This is a genomic window from Endozoicomonas atrinae, from assembly GCF_001647025.1.
Lineage (GTDB): Bacteria > Pseudomonadota > Gammaproteobacteria > Pseudomonadales > Endozoicomonadaceae > Endozoicomonas > Endozoicomonas atrinae.
Genome location: NZ_LUKQ02000135.1, coordinates 1 through 15,645, shown reverse-complemented (window position 1 = coordinate 15,645; position 15,645 = coordinate 1). Strand labels below are relative to the sequence as shown.

Below are 15,645 nucleotides of genomic sequence, written 5' to 3'. Positions count from 1 at the left end.
CAATGGCACTGGCACCGATGTACTGGCGAGCCTTCTGCTCGGCTTCCTGCTCATAGCTCTGATCAATCAGGTCGATGATCTCAATCGCGTCCATGCGTCACCTGCCGTCAGAATGGGATGTCATCTGTGAACTGATCAGCCCCAGCAGGTGCCACCTGAGCCGGTGCAGGAGCCGCAGTCACCGCCGCCCCCGCAATCCTCTGGCCAACGTCCTTGGCATAACCAACAATCTCACCACGACCTTCCCGACGTTCACCGGTATCGGTCACAAAATCGTCGCCACGCTTCAGGTTCACCACCACTTTCAGGCCAGACAGGGAGTTAATATCCCCAGGCTTGTCAGGGTTGGGATGACCCGCTTCGATCAGGAACTTTTTCAACTTCTGAAGCCCGATCTCCACCGCCTTCGGATTGGCATTCTGCACATTGAAGCGATCAACAGTGACACCGTTGCCGTCCATGCACTTCATTTCCACCTTCACGAAGCGGCCAGTCTTGGCCTTGTTCTGCTCAACAGATGCTTTCACGACTTCGCACCGGAACTGACCCGCTTTCAGGTAGCTGTCGCCAGCTTCCACGTTGGTCAAGTCAAGGCTGTCGAATCCAGTAAATTCCATTTCACTTACCTTTCTTGGATTGGTATTCAGCGAACTGCTCATCGCTCATGTCCATCAACCTGAACAGCTCAACCACATTCGCTGTATCCATGATGGGAGTCAGACGCCCACGGGGATCGCGGGTCTTGCCGTGCCAGCCACGCACTTCGTCGGTAATCAGACGACGGGTGACGACAGGATTGTCACGGTCTCCGTCGGTCGAACGGATACCGCAGAACACATGGTCGAACAGACCTGGAATCTGCTTGCCCACCTTGGCACCCTTGACCATGGGCCAGTACTCAATAACACCGTTGTCATTGGTCTCTTCCTGGGCCAGACAGGTGACACAGACATGGGTAGGCAGATCACGAATCCACTTCAGGGCACCGGTCAGTAACCGTGCATACTCGCCCCACTTCTCGAACGTGTTCTTGTTGTCCTTGTGCTTCTCTTCCAGCGTCTCCAGCAGCCGGTCAGCCAGCTCGGTCAGTGAATCAAGGCCGATCCACTTGTAACCCATGGCTTTAAACTCTGGCGACTGCATCATGCGAACGATTCCGCGAAAGGAATACACGTCTTTCTCAGGGTCATGCAGCCCGTCCCACGACGAAAAGGGCAGGTAGTCAATGTCGTGATCCTTTACCGACATCAGCCCTGATTCACCGGACAGGATAAAACCCTTGCCGTACTCTTTGGCGTAATGACCGAACTGGGTGGTCTTCCCCCAACCATGGTGAGCCATGATCAACAGCTTGGAGATTTCGTTCAGCTCGGCATCACAAGTCTTCTTAGGCTTGAACATGCTTACTGTTCCTGTGGAATTTCCTTGACTGAAATACGCGCTACGCCAGGGGCACGGGTGAGTGCATCCAGGTAGGCGTCTTTTTCTGGCTCATCGAGTCGCTCGAACTTGCGCTTATCCACACTCAGCTTGCGCTTCATGAAATAAGGCAGCTCTTTCTCGTCGACGATGTGCGCCAGCTTCTCTTCGTCCCAGCTCCACTTCTCGCTGATGCGAACTTCCAGAAGATGTGTACCGCCCTGACTCACCTGCTCGTACTGCCCTGGCTCCTTCGGAAAGAAATCCAGAATCTCTTCACGAATGACATCCAGCTTCTCTTTCAGTGACTCGATAAGGCCGTTGGTGGATTTGAACTCTTTCATGAGTTCCTGAAGGCGATCCGTGGCGATCGCCGGAGTGTCGTTTTTATCCTGCTGATCCGCAGTACTGCTAACGGTTTCATCCCAGATACTCATTAGCACTAACTCTCGCGTTATGTTTTATTTTCTAACATTCCGCTCACGTTGTTTTACGTTTAGCGGTATGCTTTGCTAGTAATACCTCGAACGAAGATCAATTACAAGGGATTAAGAAATGACAGGGAACGTAAGGGATGCGATTTACGAGTACCTTGATAGAGGCTGGTCAATCATTCCCATTTGCGCGAATGACAAGACACCATTAGTGAAGTGGAAGAAGTTTCAAACACGCCAACCCACGGAAGATGAGATAGATTTCTGGCTGGAAAAGTGGCCGGACATGTTAATAGCCGTCGTGTGCGGTGCCATCTCTGGCATCATCGTGGTCGACGCCGACAATCCAGACGCACAGCAGGCAGCCCTCGATCAAGGTTTCGACTCACCCGTCATGGTGCAAACCAAACGTGGACGACACTGGTATTTCAAACACCCTCTCGACGGGGTTCACCGTGGCCCACAGTCCGGTTCCGGTTCGAAAGGGGAAGTCTGGCCACAGATCAACGGCCTCGATTTTCGTGGTGACGGCAGTTATGCACTCCTGCCGCCGAGTACGCATTACACCTGGGACATTCTTAACGACCACGACCACGACGACATGCCGCTCTATCAGGACTGGCGACCCTCGAAGACCACCAATACCAAGAACAAAAACGAAGACTTCGACTTTGCCAACCTTGACCTGACACAGATCAGAACCGGCCCCGTCGACATCTGGCAGGAGACCGCCGATCGTGCAGCTCTCTACCCCAGCAACCTGATCCCCCGTGGTGGCTCTGGCATCTACGACACGACGTTCAGATACCTTGGCCAGCAGGTCGCTAAACTCGGCCTTGGTGATGAACTGGAACGTGCAGGCCGTGAGTTCATGCGGACGTTTTTTACATCCCCCCTGGAAGAGCCGCGCTATCAGCAGAACCTCAAGACCATTCGTGAAAAAGAGAAGCTCAACCACCCTGACCGTTTCGACAAAGACGGTAATTACATTGCCCATCTTCCGCAATCATCAAGCGCACCTGATCCAAAAGTACCCGAGCGCATCGCTCTCACCGAAGACGACGCCGACACACTGATTAAGCAGGCCGGAGATCAGCAGTTCTTCATGTCACCGATTCTCCGGCAGGCCAGTATCCTGCAAATCTACGGTTACTCTGGCCATGGCAAGTCGTGGATCACCCAGCTCATGCTTTACCATGCCTGTCGTGGCATCGACTTCGGGCCATTCAAGGCCGAGGCTGTCCCGAAAGTACTGTACTGCGACTGGGAAAATGGTAGGTCAACCCTCGGTGCCGGTCTCAAGTCCATGCGAATGTCCTTCGGTTCGTCCGACGGCAACTACAATGTCTGGACGCCCTTCATCAACGGCACCGAGATCAACCTCCGCAACCCCGACGGGCGCAAAGAGCTGTTCGAGTGGATCAAAGCCTACCGCCCCGACGTGCTGGTCATCGACACTATACGAAGCGCCTTCCCTGGCATTGCCGAGAACAGCTCAGAAGAGTGGGCCACCCTTAACCAGCTCTGCCTGAAGCTCCGCAACCACGGCATCAGCGTGATCCTTCTGCACCACGCCAACAAACCCACGGAACACGGCGTTGGTCGTGAAGCCGGTTCCTCCAACCAGCTCACGGTGATCGAGACCCAAGTGAGAGTAACGCAGGTGTTCGAGGACAAGGACGTCGCCAAGACCAAAGGGGGTATCTGGCAGGGCGATTACTCTGACCAGAATGTCTTTCACTCCCTGCGACGCAAGGCACCCAAGGACGGCACCATTAGAATCGTGCTGGAAATCCGCTATGGAAAAGTGCGCGAGTGGTCAGACCTGCATGATCATGTGCAGTGGGTCGCCATCGGTGAGCGTGAGAATGGCACCAGGTTTGTGGTAGGCTCCATGGCTCCCGTCGACAAGGCCAGATCAATGGCCAACCAGGGAAGTTCGGTCGAAGCGATCATGAACACCCTGGGCAGACCAAGGCATGTGATCGAGAAATGGATCGCCCAGTAAAACAAAACCCGCCAACCGGCGGGTTATTTTTTTCCTTGATAAGACATGGTTTCCAACTGCTTCGACACTGACTGCATCAACCCTTCAACGAGTTTGGCCAGAGTCAGGTAGCCCGCCGCACTCAGCTCACGATGAGCCGCGCTCAACGAGATCAGGCTGCTGTTCAGTTGCATCCTTAACCGCCGCTCTCTCATGCTCATCTGCTTTCTCCGCATCGTAGATGTAGCCATCGCCTTCACACAACGGACAGGCGATTCCGTTCTCTGGCTTCAGATGACACGCCTTGCAGAAACCACCATCGCCACAGATGCCGCCGTCACGACAGGAATAATCCAGTTTCTCTTTCAGTCCCAGTAAATCACCGTCCTCTGGATACCGCACACACAACCGCTCCAGCACTTTCATCAACAGTTGCTTATTCATAATCTCTTCCTTGGGCCTTTTCTGGACTTGCTTTCGTTCACCGGTTTCTCCATGGCATCTTGAACCGACATACCTTTACTTAGACGTGTAGCCAACGTGGTCATGGACAGGCCAGACATCTTGCACAATTCAGTCAGGGAGTATTCTTTGCCACGGTAACTGTAGAGCTTGCGGGCTTTTTTAGTATTGATACGCCGCTTGGTATCATCCGGCTCACGAAGCGCCCTGTCTACTGACCAGCCCCGCTCGATAATCCTTGAGTACAATGTCGACCGATTAATGTGGTACTCACTCGCCAACTCTGTCAGCGTCCAACGCTTGCCCATCCAGATCACCGAGGCATTAAGTCTTCTCTTGGTGAGTGGCTGCATCATCATCAGCATTTGCAACATGCCAGTTCCCTTCCATGTGAACCACCTTGACCTGATCGGGGCCGAACGAATCCGCGAGCAGATCGACCACTCTGGCCAGCTCGGGATACTTCTTACGATTTTCAGCTTTGATTTTTTCGAGGTCTTGGTCGGTGGGTGTGTGTCCTGGTTTTTTATTATTGGTTTTATTGTTCAAAACGTGACCAATTTTTAAAATTTCCGGCGAGTCAAAAGCTCGCTCTTTCTATCACTCCGCTCCCTTCTTCACCCTCTCTTAAACAATCTCGTGGGCGACCCCACCAGGGGGTCGGCCACAACGCAGTCACGAAAATACTTCTTTTCCGCTCTCGCTGACTGGAGGAAGAGCTTTTGAGTTTACACATTTGATGAGAACACGGCAAATTTTTTTACGTGGTTCAACGTGTGATAGTAGAAAACATTCTTCAATAATGCTTTCATAACAGAAAAACGGACGACTGTTATGCCTCGCCATACCCCGCTCACGGACGAGCAAATACAATGGCTGAGAGATAACCACGAAGTTCTCAGCTTTCCAGAACTGGCACGACACATCGGCGTCTGCGTGGACACGCTCAAGCGCATTCTCGCCCGACACAACATTCGTCACTTCGACGGTGCCAAGTACACCCCGCGCTTTAATCCTCCCACCTGGAACCGCCCGTGCATGAAATGCAAATGCACGAAGCCGAGACCCAGGTGGCAATACATCTGTACCCCCTGCAAGGAGCGATCAAACCATGAGGACTATGGCTTCAATCTCTGAGACCGTGCCGTTCAGACTCGACGGCTATCTCTCGAAGCTGGATCAGATGAAACAGTGGGCGCTTGAAGCGATCGACGCCTGTGACAACGACGAGGATAAGAAACATTTAACGGACATCTACAACTGTTATGCCTTCGCGGCAGAACAGACATTAAATTTTGTCGACCAACCCGTCGAAGGAGACGACACCCATGGCTCTGAAACCCAGGGGCGCAAAACAAAAAGGCGATAAGTTCGAACGGGAGCTGGCGCAATGGCTCAACGAACACATCTATCAACGTGAACAGTGTTCGAGAGCGCCCCTGTCTGGCGGAGGAAACATCGGTATTGTCGGCGGTGCTGACCTGATCGGCACACCGGAACTCTTTGTCGAAGCCAAGCGCGTCGAGAAGCTATCGTTCCCGCAAGCACTGGAGCAGGCCGAGCGCAATAAAAAACTGACCAACTCTCCCGAGCTGCCCATCGTCATCAACCGTCGCAACCGGCAGAACATCGAAGACGCTTATGTGTTCATGCGACTCAAGGACTTCGCCAAGTTCTACCGTCTGGCCATGAAGTTTCTGGGGTATATCAAGCAGTAAGAAAATCGCTGAATGAGTTCTCTTTTTTGCGGCCCCTTTGGGCCGCAAAAGGTGTTATCAGAAGAAGATCACTGCGCCCCCGCCCTGGGGGGCGGCGACGCGAGAAGGGTTGAGAAGGGTAATCAATCTTTGATATTGATCCAGGTGCTTTTAACCTGGGTGTATTTCTCGAAGCCGATCAATCCTTTGTCCCGAGTGTTGCCGCTCTGCTTGTACCCGCCGAACGGCATACTCATGTCACCACCATGGAAGCAGTTGACCCACACATTACCGGCTTTCATTCTGGCAGCCACCCGATGCGCCTGACTCAGATCATTTGTCCAAAGGGCAGCAGCCAGACCGTAGTTCGTGTCGTTGGCCAGACGAACCGCGTCTTCTTCATCTTGATAGGTCAGCACACTGAGCACCGGCCCAAACACTTCCTGCTGGGCAATCTCCATCTCTGAACGAACATCCGTCAGAATCGTCGGTGCAAAATAATAACCGCCACTCTCTTTATGCAAAGCATGACCTCCAGTCATCACAGTGGCACCGTCAGCAATGGCTCGATCGACGAAGCCTTGCACCCGTTCCAGGTGTACACCGTCCACCAGGGCACCTGCCATCGTGCGATCCTTGAGCGGGTTATCCGGTATCCACAGTTTCGAGTGTTCAATCAATTGCTCGATGATGCTGTCCCGTTTTGACTCTGGCAACAACAGTCGAGAGCCAGCGAAACAAACTTCGCCCATGTTATAAAAGATCGCCCCCGCCGCCGCAGGGATCGCGGCATCCATATCCGCACTGTCGAAAATAATATTCGCGGTCTTGCCTCCAGCCTCGACATACACCGGTTTACCGTTACTCTCTCCCGCCATGGCCATCAGTTTTCTGGCCGTCACATGAGACCCTGTAAACGATACGCAGTCCACGTCGTTATGAAGTCCAAGCGCGGCACCGGCTTCGTGTCCGTAACCTGGCACCACCTGAAGTACGCCCGACGGGACGCCCGCTTCCAGAGCCAGCTTGCCAAGTTCGATCGTGGTCAGCGATGCCCGTTCACTGGGTTTGACCACCACTGAGTTACCCATTGCCAGCGCACTGCCCACTTTCCAGATGGCCATGTACAACGGGAAATTCCATGGCGTTATCGCCGCAACCACACCAATAGGTTCACGGGTGATCATGCCGACGCCACCGGTGTTCGGTGAGATGTTTCCGTAGATTTTGTCAATACAACTGGCGAAGTACCGGATGGCCTTAGCACTTCCCGCGACATCGGTGTGCAGACATTCCCGAACCGGCTTCCCCATGTCCAGACTTTCGAGCACAGCCAGCCGTTCGCTGTTCTGTTCAATCAGGTCAGCGAGTTTATTCATCACGTCGATGCGGTGATAAATAGAAACCTGAGACCAGTTACCTGCCTCGAAGCTCGCCCGTGCTCCGGCCACGGCACGGTCAATATCAACCTTACTACCTCTGGCAATATTCGTTATAAAGCGACCATCAGCCGGTGAGTACGTTGCGAACACTTCACCTTCAGCAGCCTCGGTAAATTCGCCGTTAATCAGCGCCCGACCTTCTGGCTCTAGGTTGGTAGCGATGTTGTTCCAGTGTTGATCAAACTCAGGGTGGTATCCCATGAAATCCTTCTCCATTATTTTAATTATTAAACTGTCGTTTATGGGTTGAGCACGGAAATTGCGGGTGATATAAACCCGTTTATTTTTATTAAGTTTTTTATGTCCTTGATAAGATTTGAAAAAGTCAGACAGAGTAAACACTGTTTTTGCTATAAGAACCCTCCTGATGAACTGTGCGACTTATTAGGTTTTGATAGCCCCGAATTATTACAAGGGGTCTGCGATCACAAGATTAACACCTCCTTTTGGAACGACTATGAGTCAACCATTCAGTCCGATAAACGTTGTCTCAAATCCCCCTACGTCGGTGAAGCCGTTCGACATACCGCTAAAGGCTGGAAGCTGATCAAGGAGTATAAAGTCTGCCGCACCTACGGAGCCACATGCGACAACGATCAGCACATCCACGTCGATCTCCATGTCTTTGACAGCCTGATCTCGGAAACCATGAACGAGCATCTGATCATCAATGAATCCCTGTTTGTGCCAGCATTAAAACTCTCCCTGCAATGGGAAGAGTTGAAGTACCTGAAGACCCATCTGATGCACTACAGCGAAACCGAGAAATGTCATTACCTTGGTAAATCAAAAACAGGTTGGAACAACTTACGCAAAGAAATATGCAGACTGTTTAGACTTTCGTCAAAAAACAAAAGTCAGTTGACGGCTATTCTCTACGAGCACAACATCAACAATATTATCTATTCACTGGAGCAGCACAAGCTACTTTGACAGAACAATGACGTTGAACAAAAGTACATGAACAAAAGTGCAGTCAAAAAAATGGCTTCACATTTTGAATTACTGGATATATGTTCAGTATTCGAAGCAGTGAAGTTGGAGCAGAAGTACTAATAAACAAGAACCATCGGGTATTGCCCGAGCCGTGAAGATAGGGATTCACCATGGACAAGGACAGGCACTTTTCTGATTTACAGGAAATCTTAAACCAGTACGATTTCCTGCCCGACACCGAAGGCATCATCAATACCTTCAACCGCATTCATGGCACGCAGTACACACCTGATGATTATTACGAACACCTTGAAATAATGGATCAGGAATAACAGGACGTAAGTTATGACCCAGCTTAACTGGTCACAGGTACCCAAAAACAAACACGGCTTCGTCAACTACCAAGTAATCAGTTCACCGCCGGTCAGGGAGATCGTCGCACGAGCCGAGATCATCAAGCTCAAAGAAGAACTCAACGCCCGCAGGCAGTCGATCGACGATAAGGACAATCGGAACCGCATCCGTAACATCGAAATCCACTTTGAGAAAATCATCCGACTCATGCCTGACATGTACAACGACATTGCCAGGGAGTGTACCCACTAATGGATGAACATGACCCGAGACCTGACGATCTCAAACAAGTCTTTATTAACTGACCTGCTACAGAACAGGGCTGCTGTGGCAGGTCATCGCATCATATGATCATCGATCGTTTAGTTTTATCCGTTTAAAGGGGAGGGGGGGAATCCTCTTTTGTGAGTCGGAAAACGTTTGACCAGTCCATAGGGGAATTAGTCAACGGATTCTTACCGTTTTTCACGACAGCCTTAACAAGAGCATCGTAATCCAGATGATTATCGCCCAATGCGACCATTTTAGGGGTTATTTTTGCACTGATAACACAGTCCTCGATACGGTCTACTGTTTTTTGAGTGAGTTGGTCATAAGCTGGGACGTCCTGTTGGCGCAGATATTTTTGCCAGGGATCCCACTGTGCGAGGTAGGCCTGCAAGTTATCGTCGGAACAATGGGTGTTCACTTGATTAACAGCGTTGGCTATATCCTGATCCGACACGTTGGCACACCCTCTAAAGATCATATGCTGAGTTGAGCCGGGCAGGGCGAGTTGCTGGCGTACACCAATCTGAAAAGCCAGCTCTACTTCAATTTCATCCACCCATCTCAAGGTCTTCATATGGTCACGGGCAATCCGTTTCACCTCATCCAGACGCATCATTTGCAAGCCTAATTCCCTTAATTCGTCAGCATTACCCGCAAAGGCCTTTTTTTCAGCTGAATCGAGTAATTGCAACGTTTCCAAGTCATCCAGTGCCAGGATTATCCGGTCTTCACAGGAAGTGAGTGCGTGATGTATGTGATCCATAGCTTCATCCTTAATCCCGTCGCTCCCTGTCAGTAACGCCGTGACTGCCATCACCCGCTGGGCCAGTACAGGACGGGTTGCCTGATTCTGGTAGTCCGCTGTATTGGTCAATCGCCCCAGGTAACGAACAAGGTCAGTAGCCTGATCATGCCGAAGGTTAAGTTCTGGTATTTCCGAGTCGGCTGAAGTCAGTTGACGCCAGAAGGTAAGACCTTCTACCACGTTTGAAAACTGCTGTTCAGGCTGTCCTGCACTTCGGGAAAAATAAAAGTGCATGTCAGGAGTCTCTACTTCTCGTAGACGGTCGATCAAGGTATCAGACAACCCGGTATTTTCAAGATTAACATCGCGGATATTACCTTCAGTGGTCATTCCCAACGTTGTAATCCAGTTGGGCAGGGCCGTCAGGCCGGTGCAATCCCCAAGATCAAGGTAGCCCCCCACGGAGAGGTGCTCGGGCAGGGCCGTCAGGCCGGTGCAACCCCCAAGATTAAGGTTGCCCCCCACGGAGAGGTTCTCGGGCAGGGCCGTCAGGCCGGTGCAACCGTAAAGAGAAAGTTTGCCCCCCACGGAGAGGTGCTCGGGCAGGGCCGTCAGGCCGGTGCAACCGGTAAGAAAAAGGTTGCCCCCCACGGAGAGGTGCTCGGGCAGGGCCGTCAGGCCGGTGCAATACGCAAGAGAAAGGTCGCCCCCCACGGAGAGGTTCTCGGGCAGGGCCGTCAGTCCGGTGCAACCGTAAAGAGAAAGGTCGCCCCCCACGGAGAGGTTCTCGGGCAGGGCCGTCAGGCCGGTGCAACCCCTAAGAAAAAGGTTGCCTTCAACTTGGTAATGAACATTCTTAGAAAATTTCTGTTCTAAAATCAGGTTTCTCAGTTCATCATTTGTAATAATTTTTGTCTCAATGACAGAACGATTTGCTAATGCTTTGGTTTCTGATGAGTTAGAATGCGCATCAGGTGGTTGGATATATCTAGTTTCATCAACAGAATTATCGATAAAGTCAGATGTTGGCTCTCCTAAAGAAGAGGGAGAACATTGTGAAGAGTTTGATCTTATGTCCATTATTCCTTATTCCTTATAAATTAAAGTCTTGAACATAAGATATGACAACATTTTAATAGAATGATTCCTTCCTCCCCGGATTTTTTTTATGATCAAATAATGATTACAAGTCAGTTTTTGTCGATAGATCGTTATTTTTTTATTCTATAACTTTATAAAAGACCATTTTACGCTGATGATGAGATAGCCACCACGACGCCAGCGTTCACCGGCTTCGACAGTGCGCCCCGCATCTGTCTGGCCAGATCATCACGAACATGGTTGATGTACTTGCGGGTTGACTCAAGGGAATCGTGGCCCATTAAATCCGCAATAACCTCGATGCCGACTTTATCTTGTGCCAGGTATGTCCCGAAGCAGTGACGTATATCGTGGGGCAGGAAGTCTTTAATCGACAGCGACTCGCATACTCTGGCCAACTCTTCCCTGACCGTCGTATCGCTCACGTTGAATATCTTATCCGTGACCTGAAAGCCCGACGACTTTCGAGCCTCCATCAGCCGACGGTTCAGCATGGCGGTCAGCTCGGGTACCTCTGGCACATAGTATTCCCGACGCTGGCGCAGTTTGTTACGACCACCTTTCACCGTGTACAACCTGATCCCGTTGTCACAACGATCAGACCAGCTCCGGTTCAGGGCGCAGCCAATTCGTGAGCCGGTGTACCACAGAAATACCAGCACATCCCGCACGGGATTATCAGTCGTGCTGATAATTTGATCCCGCACGGACTTATCCACGATGGTCATCCGGTGTTCATGTTTACTGACCCGTTCATAGTTAATGAACGGCAACCGATCCTGAACAACCATCTTGTTTCTTACGGCGTGGTTACGAATGGCCTGAAAGGTATTAAGGTTTCGCTCGATCGTCGACTTGGCCAGTCCACGACGGGTAAAGTTCTCGACAACAAACGCATTTATATCCTCCTGATCTATATCGGCTATCGCGTAACCATCGAACCACTGGTTCAAACGGTCAACGATACCCTGATTCTTCCTTGAATAACGAACGTGCTTTTCATAGTGCCGGACGCACTCACTGAACAAGGGATTTAAGTAATCGTTCGCGCCGGTTGCCAGTCGCAGGGCATCCAGCTCACGATGCACCGCCATCAGACAGGCTTCGTGGTAGTCCCTCGTTCGGGTGCTTTCCCGAATGGATTTACCCAGTAACTTACCTTGCAGGTAATAGACGCCGTTCGTGTGTTTAACCAGTTTCAGGTACTTCGGTTTCATGGTTTACCTCCTGCGCTCTGAGGTACTTATTCATTGCCTGTTGAAAGACCTCTTCATTGCGTATCATTTTCTCGATCTTGTATTTCAGATGTTCCTGCGACTTGCATTTCATTTTCTTGGTCAGTCGATAAACCCTTGCCTGCATGACGTTACGCTGGAGTTCGAAAATATTCATCAGCTCATCAATGGTGGTATCAGCCAGTATCAGGTTGACCAGTTTAAATTCTGCCTCGGTAAACCTGAGCGCATGACCAAGATCATCCATGGTGTAGTCACCATAGGTACTCTCTTTCTGTTGAATCATGCTCGGCATGTCGATCAGTAGATCGTGCATGGTTTCAAACTTGCTGCTTAACAGGATCAGCTCACGTTCAACCCTCCGGCTGTTGTCCTCCTGTCTTCGCTGTTCCTCCCTGTAGGCAGCCTGTTCCTCCCTGATGACTGTCTGCTCCTTTCTTATCTTATCAAGCTGTTGCTGTATGCTTATCAGCGTAGCTTGGATGATCTTTTGATCGTTCGAATCCATGATGGTTCCTCGTTGGTGGGACGAGAGTTAGAGAAAGAGTGCGAGGGGAGCATGTGTTTATTATAAAAGTTGGTCGCATTACTTCCCCGTATACTATCTTGTGTCATTTTGATACACGGATTCAATACTCTTTTGACGTATTGATAGCAATCTAGCGTTATGAACAACGTGGTTTTGCATTAAGACTGTGTATCAGTTCACTCACAGCGGCAAGATCACCCCGCTTAATCCCTCGTCGCTTCACAACCCGAGCCACCTCGTACATGAACCGGTAGTCACCCCGTTTGTCGGCTGGCAATAAAGCCAGCCACGACGCATCAAACTTCACCTTCTTGCTTCGTGGCTTCATGTCACACCCCCTGTCTTCTGGCAGACTTCCCCAAGTGCTTACCCATCAGCGTAGCACCCAGTTCATCAATGACCGTCTCGGCCAGCTCATCAAGGTTCCATACGGTATGCCACTTCTGGTACAACTCGGCACCGTCATCCTCCTGAATCCCGATACCGATCACCTCGACACCACGGCCCTCGATCTCTTTCACGGTTTTCTTCAGTGACTCCTGCGCCAGAGCACGGCATCCCATAATAGAGCAAGGGTTCGGCATCCCGTCACTCAGGACGATCAATACATGCCGTCCTTCGGGGCGCTTGGACAGCAACTTGTACGAGTGCCACAGTGCTTCGTGATCCACGTTGCCGTTCCATTTATCACCTTCGTTGATCAACTGCGGCACGTTGCCCAGCATCTTCTTGGCCATACCCAGGCGCTCGTTGAACGACTTGAACTCGAACATATCCAGCGGCATGTTGCGGGCGAACTGGTGGGCAAAAGCATAAGGACTGCCGCTCTTGTTTGCCTGCTCTGTCATCGCCTTCCGCATCTTGTTCCGGTTGCCCGAGTGTCGACCGATGGTGTGGCCGAGGATGTTGTACTGGATTGAGGTTTTCTCCAGTGCTTCCGCCAGACAGATCAACGTCTGAATCGAGGTCTCGATCGGCGCACCGTTCATGGAGTAACTCAAATCGAGCAGGAAGGTAACAGCGGTATCGTGTGCCGGTGCATCCTGCTTGCGCTTGAACACTTTCTCCTGACGGTTAAACGCGGCGACCAGTCTTCGTGAATCGAGGCGGCCATACTGTTTGCCACCGTCCCAGTGAATCGAGCGGTCACTCTGCAAGGCTCGCTCCAGCTTACGACGTATGACGTTGAGCTTACCGGCGCTCTTGTTCAGCATGTCTTTGTACCGCTCATGTCCGGCCTCGTTGTTCAGGCACTCCCTGATCGCTGACTTCTTCTTGTCCTTGCGAGTGTGCCAGCTATCGAAGCGGGTGGAGAACGGGCGGTACTGGGCTTGATTCATTCCCTTGAGTTTGCCTTCGAGGGCTTTCTGCAAAGCCTGTCCCACTTCGACACGGTTGCCTTGTGGTGCCAGCGGATCACCGCCGTTACCAATCTGGCCGTTGCCTTGCGGATCAGGATTGCCTTGTCCGTTCGGCTGCTGGTTACTCTGGCCGGTGCCTTGTTGATCTGGCCTCCCGCTCTGGCTCGGGCCTTCGCCCGACCCATCGCCGTCGTCGGCGCTTGAAGACGTTTGATCCTTGTCACTCGAATCCTGATCACCAGAACCATCGGAGTCCTGACCAGAACCATCGGAGTCCTGACCAGAACCATCGGAGTCCTGAGACTGATCGTTCCCATCTTGGGACTGTCCAGCCTGCGACATCCCTTGACCCTGACCTTGACCCTGAGCCTGACCACTCTGGCCCTGTTGCTGTTGTGACTGCTGGTCTTGTCCCCCTTGTGCCCCCTGCTGCTGTGCTTGTTGCTGCTGATCTTGCTTGAACTCCTTACGAATCCATTCGCCCACTTCGTCAGCGAGCGTAAGTACCTGCTTGGTGCTGGTGAGTTTGGCCAGTCGTTTGGCAAAGACGATGCACTGTTTCATGCGCTCTTCACCTATGAGCATCTGGAACGTGCCGATGGTGCTGGTGAAGTCGTCGGTGTCGAAGCCCCAGCATTCGTGCCTGCCCAGTATCGACAGGGCACCGCCAACAAACTGGTACCAATGCTCGTGGGTCTCGCCCTGCTGATGCAAAGAGTAGGCAGTGACACCGTGAGCGTCTCGCCAGCTTCGGCACACTGAGTTGGCCACCGCCGTCAGGTTCTCATGGGAGCCTTCGTAATCGTCGATGACCTTGGCTTCCATTCTTGGGTCTTCCATGGCGTTAGCGATGCCGAGCTTGAGTTCCTCGCCCTTGCTGCGGCACTTGTCACCGTAAGCGAAGAAGGCAGGGAGGTCGGTGTGACGTTTGTGTCCGCACTCGTGGTCGACGTAGCCTCGGGAGATGCTGATCTCTTCAGGGGTTAAGCGGGAGTCAGCGGCGATGCTGGGGTAGATAATGTTACCGTCACGGTCAACGCCTGCCATATTGCCTTCGACCACGACGGAGATGTCGTGCTGGCGGCCAAAGATTCGTGAGACGTTGGTGACTTCGTGCAGGTACTCGGAGCCGAGCATGTCTTTATCGTCTGGTTTTTTCATGACGAATACCTCTTGGTTGGTTGGGATTTTCAGGCCACGGGATACGCAGCCTGTGATAGAGGGTTACTTGATGGCGAACACGCGGTTGATGATGCCTTCGAGGACGATCCTGTCTTCGGCGTTGCTGCGGTTGAGCAGGGTCTCGTTGATCGCCTGACGAAGAGCCTGTTTGCCGTCGGAGAACAGGGGGTAGTAGCGCAGGTACTTGTCCGCCAGTGCCAACATGCCTCGGGGTGAGAGGGGTTGCAGGATGGTGGCGTTGACGAAGCCTTCGCGGTGCTCCTTGGCGTACTGCAACATGGAGTCGATGACGGTGGGTTCCAGTTCCTTGTAGGCGCTGGTGATCAGGTTGCGCTCTTCGCCCTCTGCCATGTAGGGCACCTCGATCCATGTGGTGAAGCGATCAAGGAACGCTTGTGACTGGACTTTTGCACCACGGTAGAGACCACTGTCGTCGCCTTGACCGAGGGTGTTGGCGGTGGCAATGATGCGGCTCCATTCGGTTGCCCTGA

19 protein-coding genes are annotated in these 15,645 nt (G+C 51.9%); 6 read left to right on the top strand and 13 right to left on the bottom strand.

Translation table 11 applies throughout. The features are described from left to right. Positions 1–107: 107 nt before the first annotated feature. Genes AK963_RS17365 through AK963_RS17355 form a run of 3 tightly spaced genes read right to left on the bottom strand, consistent with a single transcriptional unit; the run spans position 108 to position 1,856 of the window. Positions 108–617 (bottom strand): DUF669 domain-containing protein, encoded by a 510-nt coding sequence (locus tag AK963_RS17365; RefSeq protein WP_066016709.1) that lies wholly within the window; start codon positions 615–617, stop codon positions 108–110. A 1-nt stretch (position 618) separates the two neighbouring features. Further along, the gene (locus AK963_RS17360; protein WP_066016708.1) at positions 619–1,401 is read right to left on the bottom strand and encodes an AAA family ATPase; all 783 of its coding nucleotides are present in this window, start codon (positions 1,399–1,401) and stop codon (positions 619–621) included. Positions 1,402–1,403: 2 nt separating this feature from the next. Further along, complete coding sequence (locus AK963_RS17355) at positions 1,404–1,856, bottom strand: hypothetical protein (RefSeq protein WP_066016707.1); 453 nt, start codon at positions 1,854–1,856, stop codon at positions 1,404–1,406. Positions 1,857–1,974: 118 nt separating this feature from the next. On the opposite strand from AK963_RS17355, the gene AK963_RS17350 reads away from it, so the two are divergent. Further along, positions 1,975–3,861 (top strand): bifunctional DNA primase/polymerase, encoded by a 1,887-nt coding sequence (locus AK963_RS17350; RefSeq protein WP_083232729.1) that lies wholly within the window; start codon positions 1,975–1,977, stop codon positions 3,859–3,861. A gap of 126 nt (positions 3,862–3,987) precedes the next feature. On the opposite strand, the gene AK963_RS17345 is transcribed toward AK963_RS17350, so the two are convergent. Genes AK963_RS17345 through AK963_RS32180 form a run of 3 tightly spaced genes read right to left on the bottom strand, consistent with a single transcriptional unit; the run spans position 3,988 to position 4,851 of the window. Next, complete coding sequence (locus AK963_RS17345) at positions 3,988–4,284, bottom strand: hypothetical protein (RefSeq protein ID WP_066016705.1); 297 nt, start codon at positions 4,282–4,284, stop codon at positions 3,988–3,990. After that, on the bottom strand, positions 4,281–4,676 hold the full coding sequence (locus AK963_RS17340) for a hypothetical protein (protein WP_066016704.1): 396 nt from the start codon (positions 4,674–4,676) through the stop codon (positions 4,281–4,283). The genes AK963_RS17345 and AK963_RS17340 overlap by 4 nt, the downstream gene beginning before the upstream one ends. Then, the gene (locus AK963_RS32180) at positions 4,627–4,851 is read right to left on the bottom strand and encodes a hypothetical protein (RefSeq protein ID WP_139117479.1); all 225 of its coding nucleotides are present in this window, start codon (positions 4,849–4,851) and stop codon (positions 4,627–4,629) included. Before AK963_RS32180 ends, AK963_RS17340 begins: the two co-directional genes overlap by 50 nt. A gap of 571 nt (positions 4,852–5,422) precedes the next feature. Here AK963_RS32180 and AK963_RS17325 point away from each other — a divergent pair. Next, positions 5,423–5,671, top strand: a complete 249-nt coding sequence (locus AK963_RS17325) for a hypothetical protein (RefSeq protein WP_139117478.1) — start codon at positions 5,423–5,425, stop codon at positions 5,669–5,671. After that, entirely contained in the window at positions 5,631–6,020 is a 390-nt protein-coding gene (locus tag AK963_RS17320; RefSeq protein WP_066016700.1) for a hypothetical protein, read from the top strand. Before AK963_RS17325 ends, AK963_RS17320 begins: the two co-directional genes overlap by 41 nt. A 122-nt stretch (positions 6,021–6,142) precedes the next feature. Here AK963_RS17320 and AK963_RS17315 read toward each other — a convergent pair whose 3' ends face one another. After that, the gene (locus AK963_RS17315) at positions 6,143–7,642 is read right to left on the bottom strand and encodes an aldehyde dehydrogenase family protein (RefSeq protein WP_066016710.1); all 1,500 of its coding nucleotides are present in this window, start codon (positions 7,640–7,642) and stop codon (positions 6,143–6,145) included. Positions 7,643–7,741: 99 nt separating this feature from the next. Between AK963_RS17315 and AK963_RS32175 the strand changes: the two genes are divergently transcribed. From AK963_RS32175 to AK963_RS17300, 3 genes are all read left to right on the top strand, one after another. Beyond that, positions 7,742–8,374: a hypothetical protein gene (locus AK963_RS32175; protein WP_139117477.1), complete on the top strand. Its 633-nt coding sequence runs from the start codon at positions 7,742–7,744 to the stop codon at positions 8,372–8,374. Positions 8,375–8,547: 173 nt separating this feature from the next. Further along, positions 8,548–8,709: a hypothetical protein gene (locus AK963_RS33340; protein ID WP_175404555.1), complete on the top strand. Its 162-nt coding sequence runs from the start codon at positions 8,548–8,550 to the stop codon at positions 8,707–8,709. A 13-nt stretch (positions 8,710–8,722) separates the two neighbouring features. Next, entirely contained in the window at positions 8,723–8,983 is a 261-nt protein-coding gene (locus AK963_RS17300; protein WP_066016697.1) for a hypothetical protein, read from the top strand. Positions 8,984–9,107: 124 nt separating this feature from the next. Here the strand turns inward: AK963_RS17300 and AK963_RS17295 are convergent, their stop codons facing one another. From AK963_RS17295 to AK963_RS33335, 6 genes are all read right to left on the bottom strand, one after another. Beyond that, positions 9,108–10,826 carry an NEL-type E3 ubiquitin ligase domain-containing protein gene (locus AK963_RS17295; RefSeq protein WP_066016696.1) on the bottom strand — a complete coding sequence of 573 codons (1,719 nt, stop codon included), beginning with the start codon at positions 10,824–10,826 and terminating at the stop codon, positions 9,108–9,110. A 167-nt stretch (positions 10,827–10,993) separates the two neighbouring features. Continuing rightward, on the bottom strand, positions 10,994–12,064 hold the full coding sequence (locus AK963_RS17290; RefSeq protein WP_066016695.1) for a tyrosine-type recombinase/integrase: 1,071 nt from the start codon (positions 12,062–12,064) through the stop codon (positions 10,994–10,996). After that, complete coding sequence (locus tag AK963_RS17285) at positions 12,036–12,590, bottom strand: hypothetical protein (protein WP_066016694.1); 555 nt, start codon at positions 12,588–12,590, stop codon at positions 12,036–12,038. The genes AK963_RS17290 and AK963_RS17285 overlap by 29 nt, the downstream gene beginning before the upstream one ends. Before the next feature lie 157 nt (positions 12,591–12,747). After that, positions 12,748–12,939, bottom strand: coding sequence for a hypothetical protein (locus AK963_RS17280; protein WP_066016693.1), 192 nt, complete (start codon positions 12,937–12,939; stop codon positions 12,748–12,750). Position 12,940: 1 nt separating this feature from the next. Beyond that, positions 12,941–15,133 carry a cobaltochelatase CobT-related protein gene (locus AK963_RS17275; RefSeq protein WP_066016692.1) on the bottom strand — a complete coding sequence of 731 codons (2,193 nt, stop codon included), beginning with the start codon at positions 15,131–15,133 and terminating at the stop codon, positions 12,941–12,943. Positions 15,134–15,196: 63 nt separating this feature from the next. Continuing rightward, positions 15,197–15,645: hypothetical protein (locus AK963_RS33335; RefSeq protein ID WP_202969804.1), on the bottom strand; the 449-nt coding region annotated here is incomplete at its 5' end.

Bases quoted from the DNA above. Each gene is read 5' to 3' on its own strand.
- AK963_RS17365 (WP_066016709.1), bottom strand. From the start codon at position 617: ATGGAATTTACTGGATTCGACAGCCTTGACTTGACCAACGTGGAAGCT.
- AK963_RS17360 (WP_066016708.1), bottom strand. From the start codon at position 1,401: ATGTTCAAGCCTAAGAAGACTTGTGATGCCGAGCTGAACGAAATCTCC.
- AK963_RS17355 (WP_066016707.1), bottom strand. From the start codon at position 1,856: ATGAGTATCTGGGATGAAACCGTTAGCAGTACTGCGGATCAGCAGGAT.
- AK963_RS17350 (WP_083232729.1), top strand. From the start codon at position 1,975: ATGACAGGGAACGTAAGGGATGCGATTTACGAGTACCTTGATAGAGGC.
- AK963_RS17345 (WP_066016705.1), bottom strand. From the start codon at position 4,284: ATGAATAAGCAACTGTTGATGAAAGTGCTGGAGCGGTTGTGTGTGCGG.
- AK963_RS17340 (WP_066016704.1), bottom strand. From the start codon at position 4,676: ATGTTGCAAATGCTGATGATGATGCAGCCACTCACCAAGAGAAGACTT.
- AK963_RS17325 (WP_139117478.1), top strand. From the start codon at position 5,423: ATGGCTTCAATCTCTGAGACCGTGCCGTTCAGACTCGACGGCTATCTC.
- AK963_RS17320 (WP_066016700.1), top strand. From the start codon at position 5,631: ATGGCTCTGAAACCCAGGGGCGCAAAACAAAAAGGCGATAAGTTCGAA.
- AK963_RS17315 (WP_066016710.1), bottom strand. From the start codon at position 7,642: ATGGGATACCACCCTGAGTTTGATCAACACTGGAACAACATCGCTACC.
- AK963_RS32175 (WP_139117477.1), top strand. From the start codon at position 7,742: ATGTCCTTGATAAGATTTGAAAAAGTCAGACAGAGTAAACACTGTTTT.
- AK963_RS33340 (WP_175404555.1), top strand. From the start codon at position 8,548: ATGGACAAGGACAGGCACTTTTCTGATTTACAGGAAATCTTAAACCAG.
- AK963_RS17300 (WP_066016697.1), top strand. From the start codon at position 8,723: ATGACCCAGCTTAACTGGTCACAGGTACCCAAAAACAAACACGGCTTC.
- AK963_RS17295 (WP_066016696.1), bottom strand. From the start codon at position 10,826: ATGGACATAAGATCAAACTCTTCACAATGTTCTCCCTCTTCTTTAGGA.
- AK963_RS17290 (WP_066016695.1), bottom strand. From the start codon at position 12,064: ATGAAACCGAAGTACCTGAAACTGGTTAAACACACGAACGGCGTCTAT.
- AK963_RS17285 (WP_066016694.1), bottom strand. From the start codon at position 12,590: ATGGATTCGAACGATCAAAAGATCATCCAAGCTACGCTGATAAGCATA.
- AK963_RS17280 (WP_066016693.1), bottom strand. From the start codon at position 12,939: ATGAAGCCACGAAGCAAGAAGGTGAAGTTTGATGCGTCGTGGCTGGCT.
- AK963_RS17275 (WP_066016692.1), bottom strand. From the start codon at position 15,133: ATGAAAAAACCAGACGATAAAGACATGCTCGGCTCCGAGTACCTGCAC.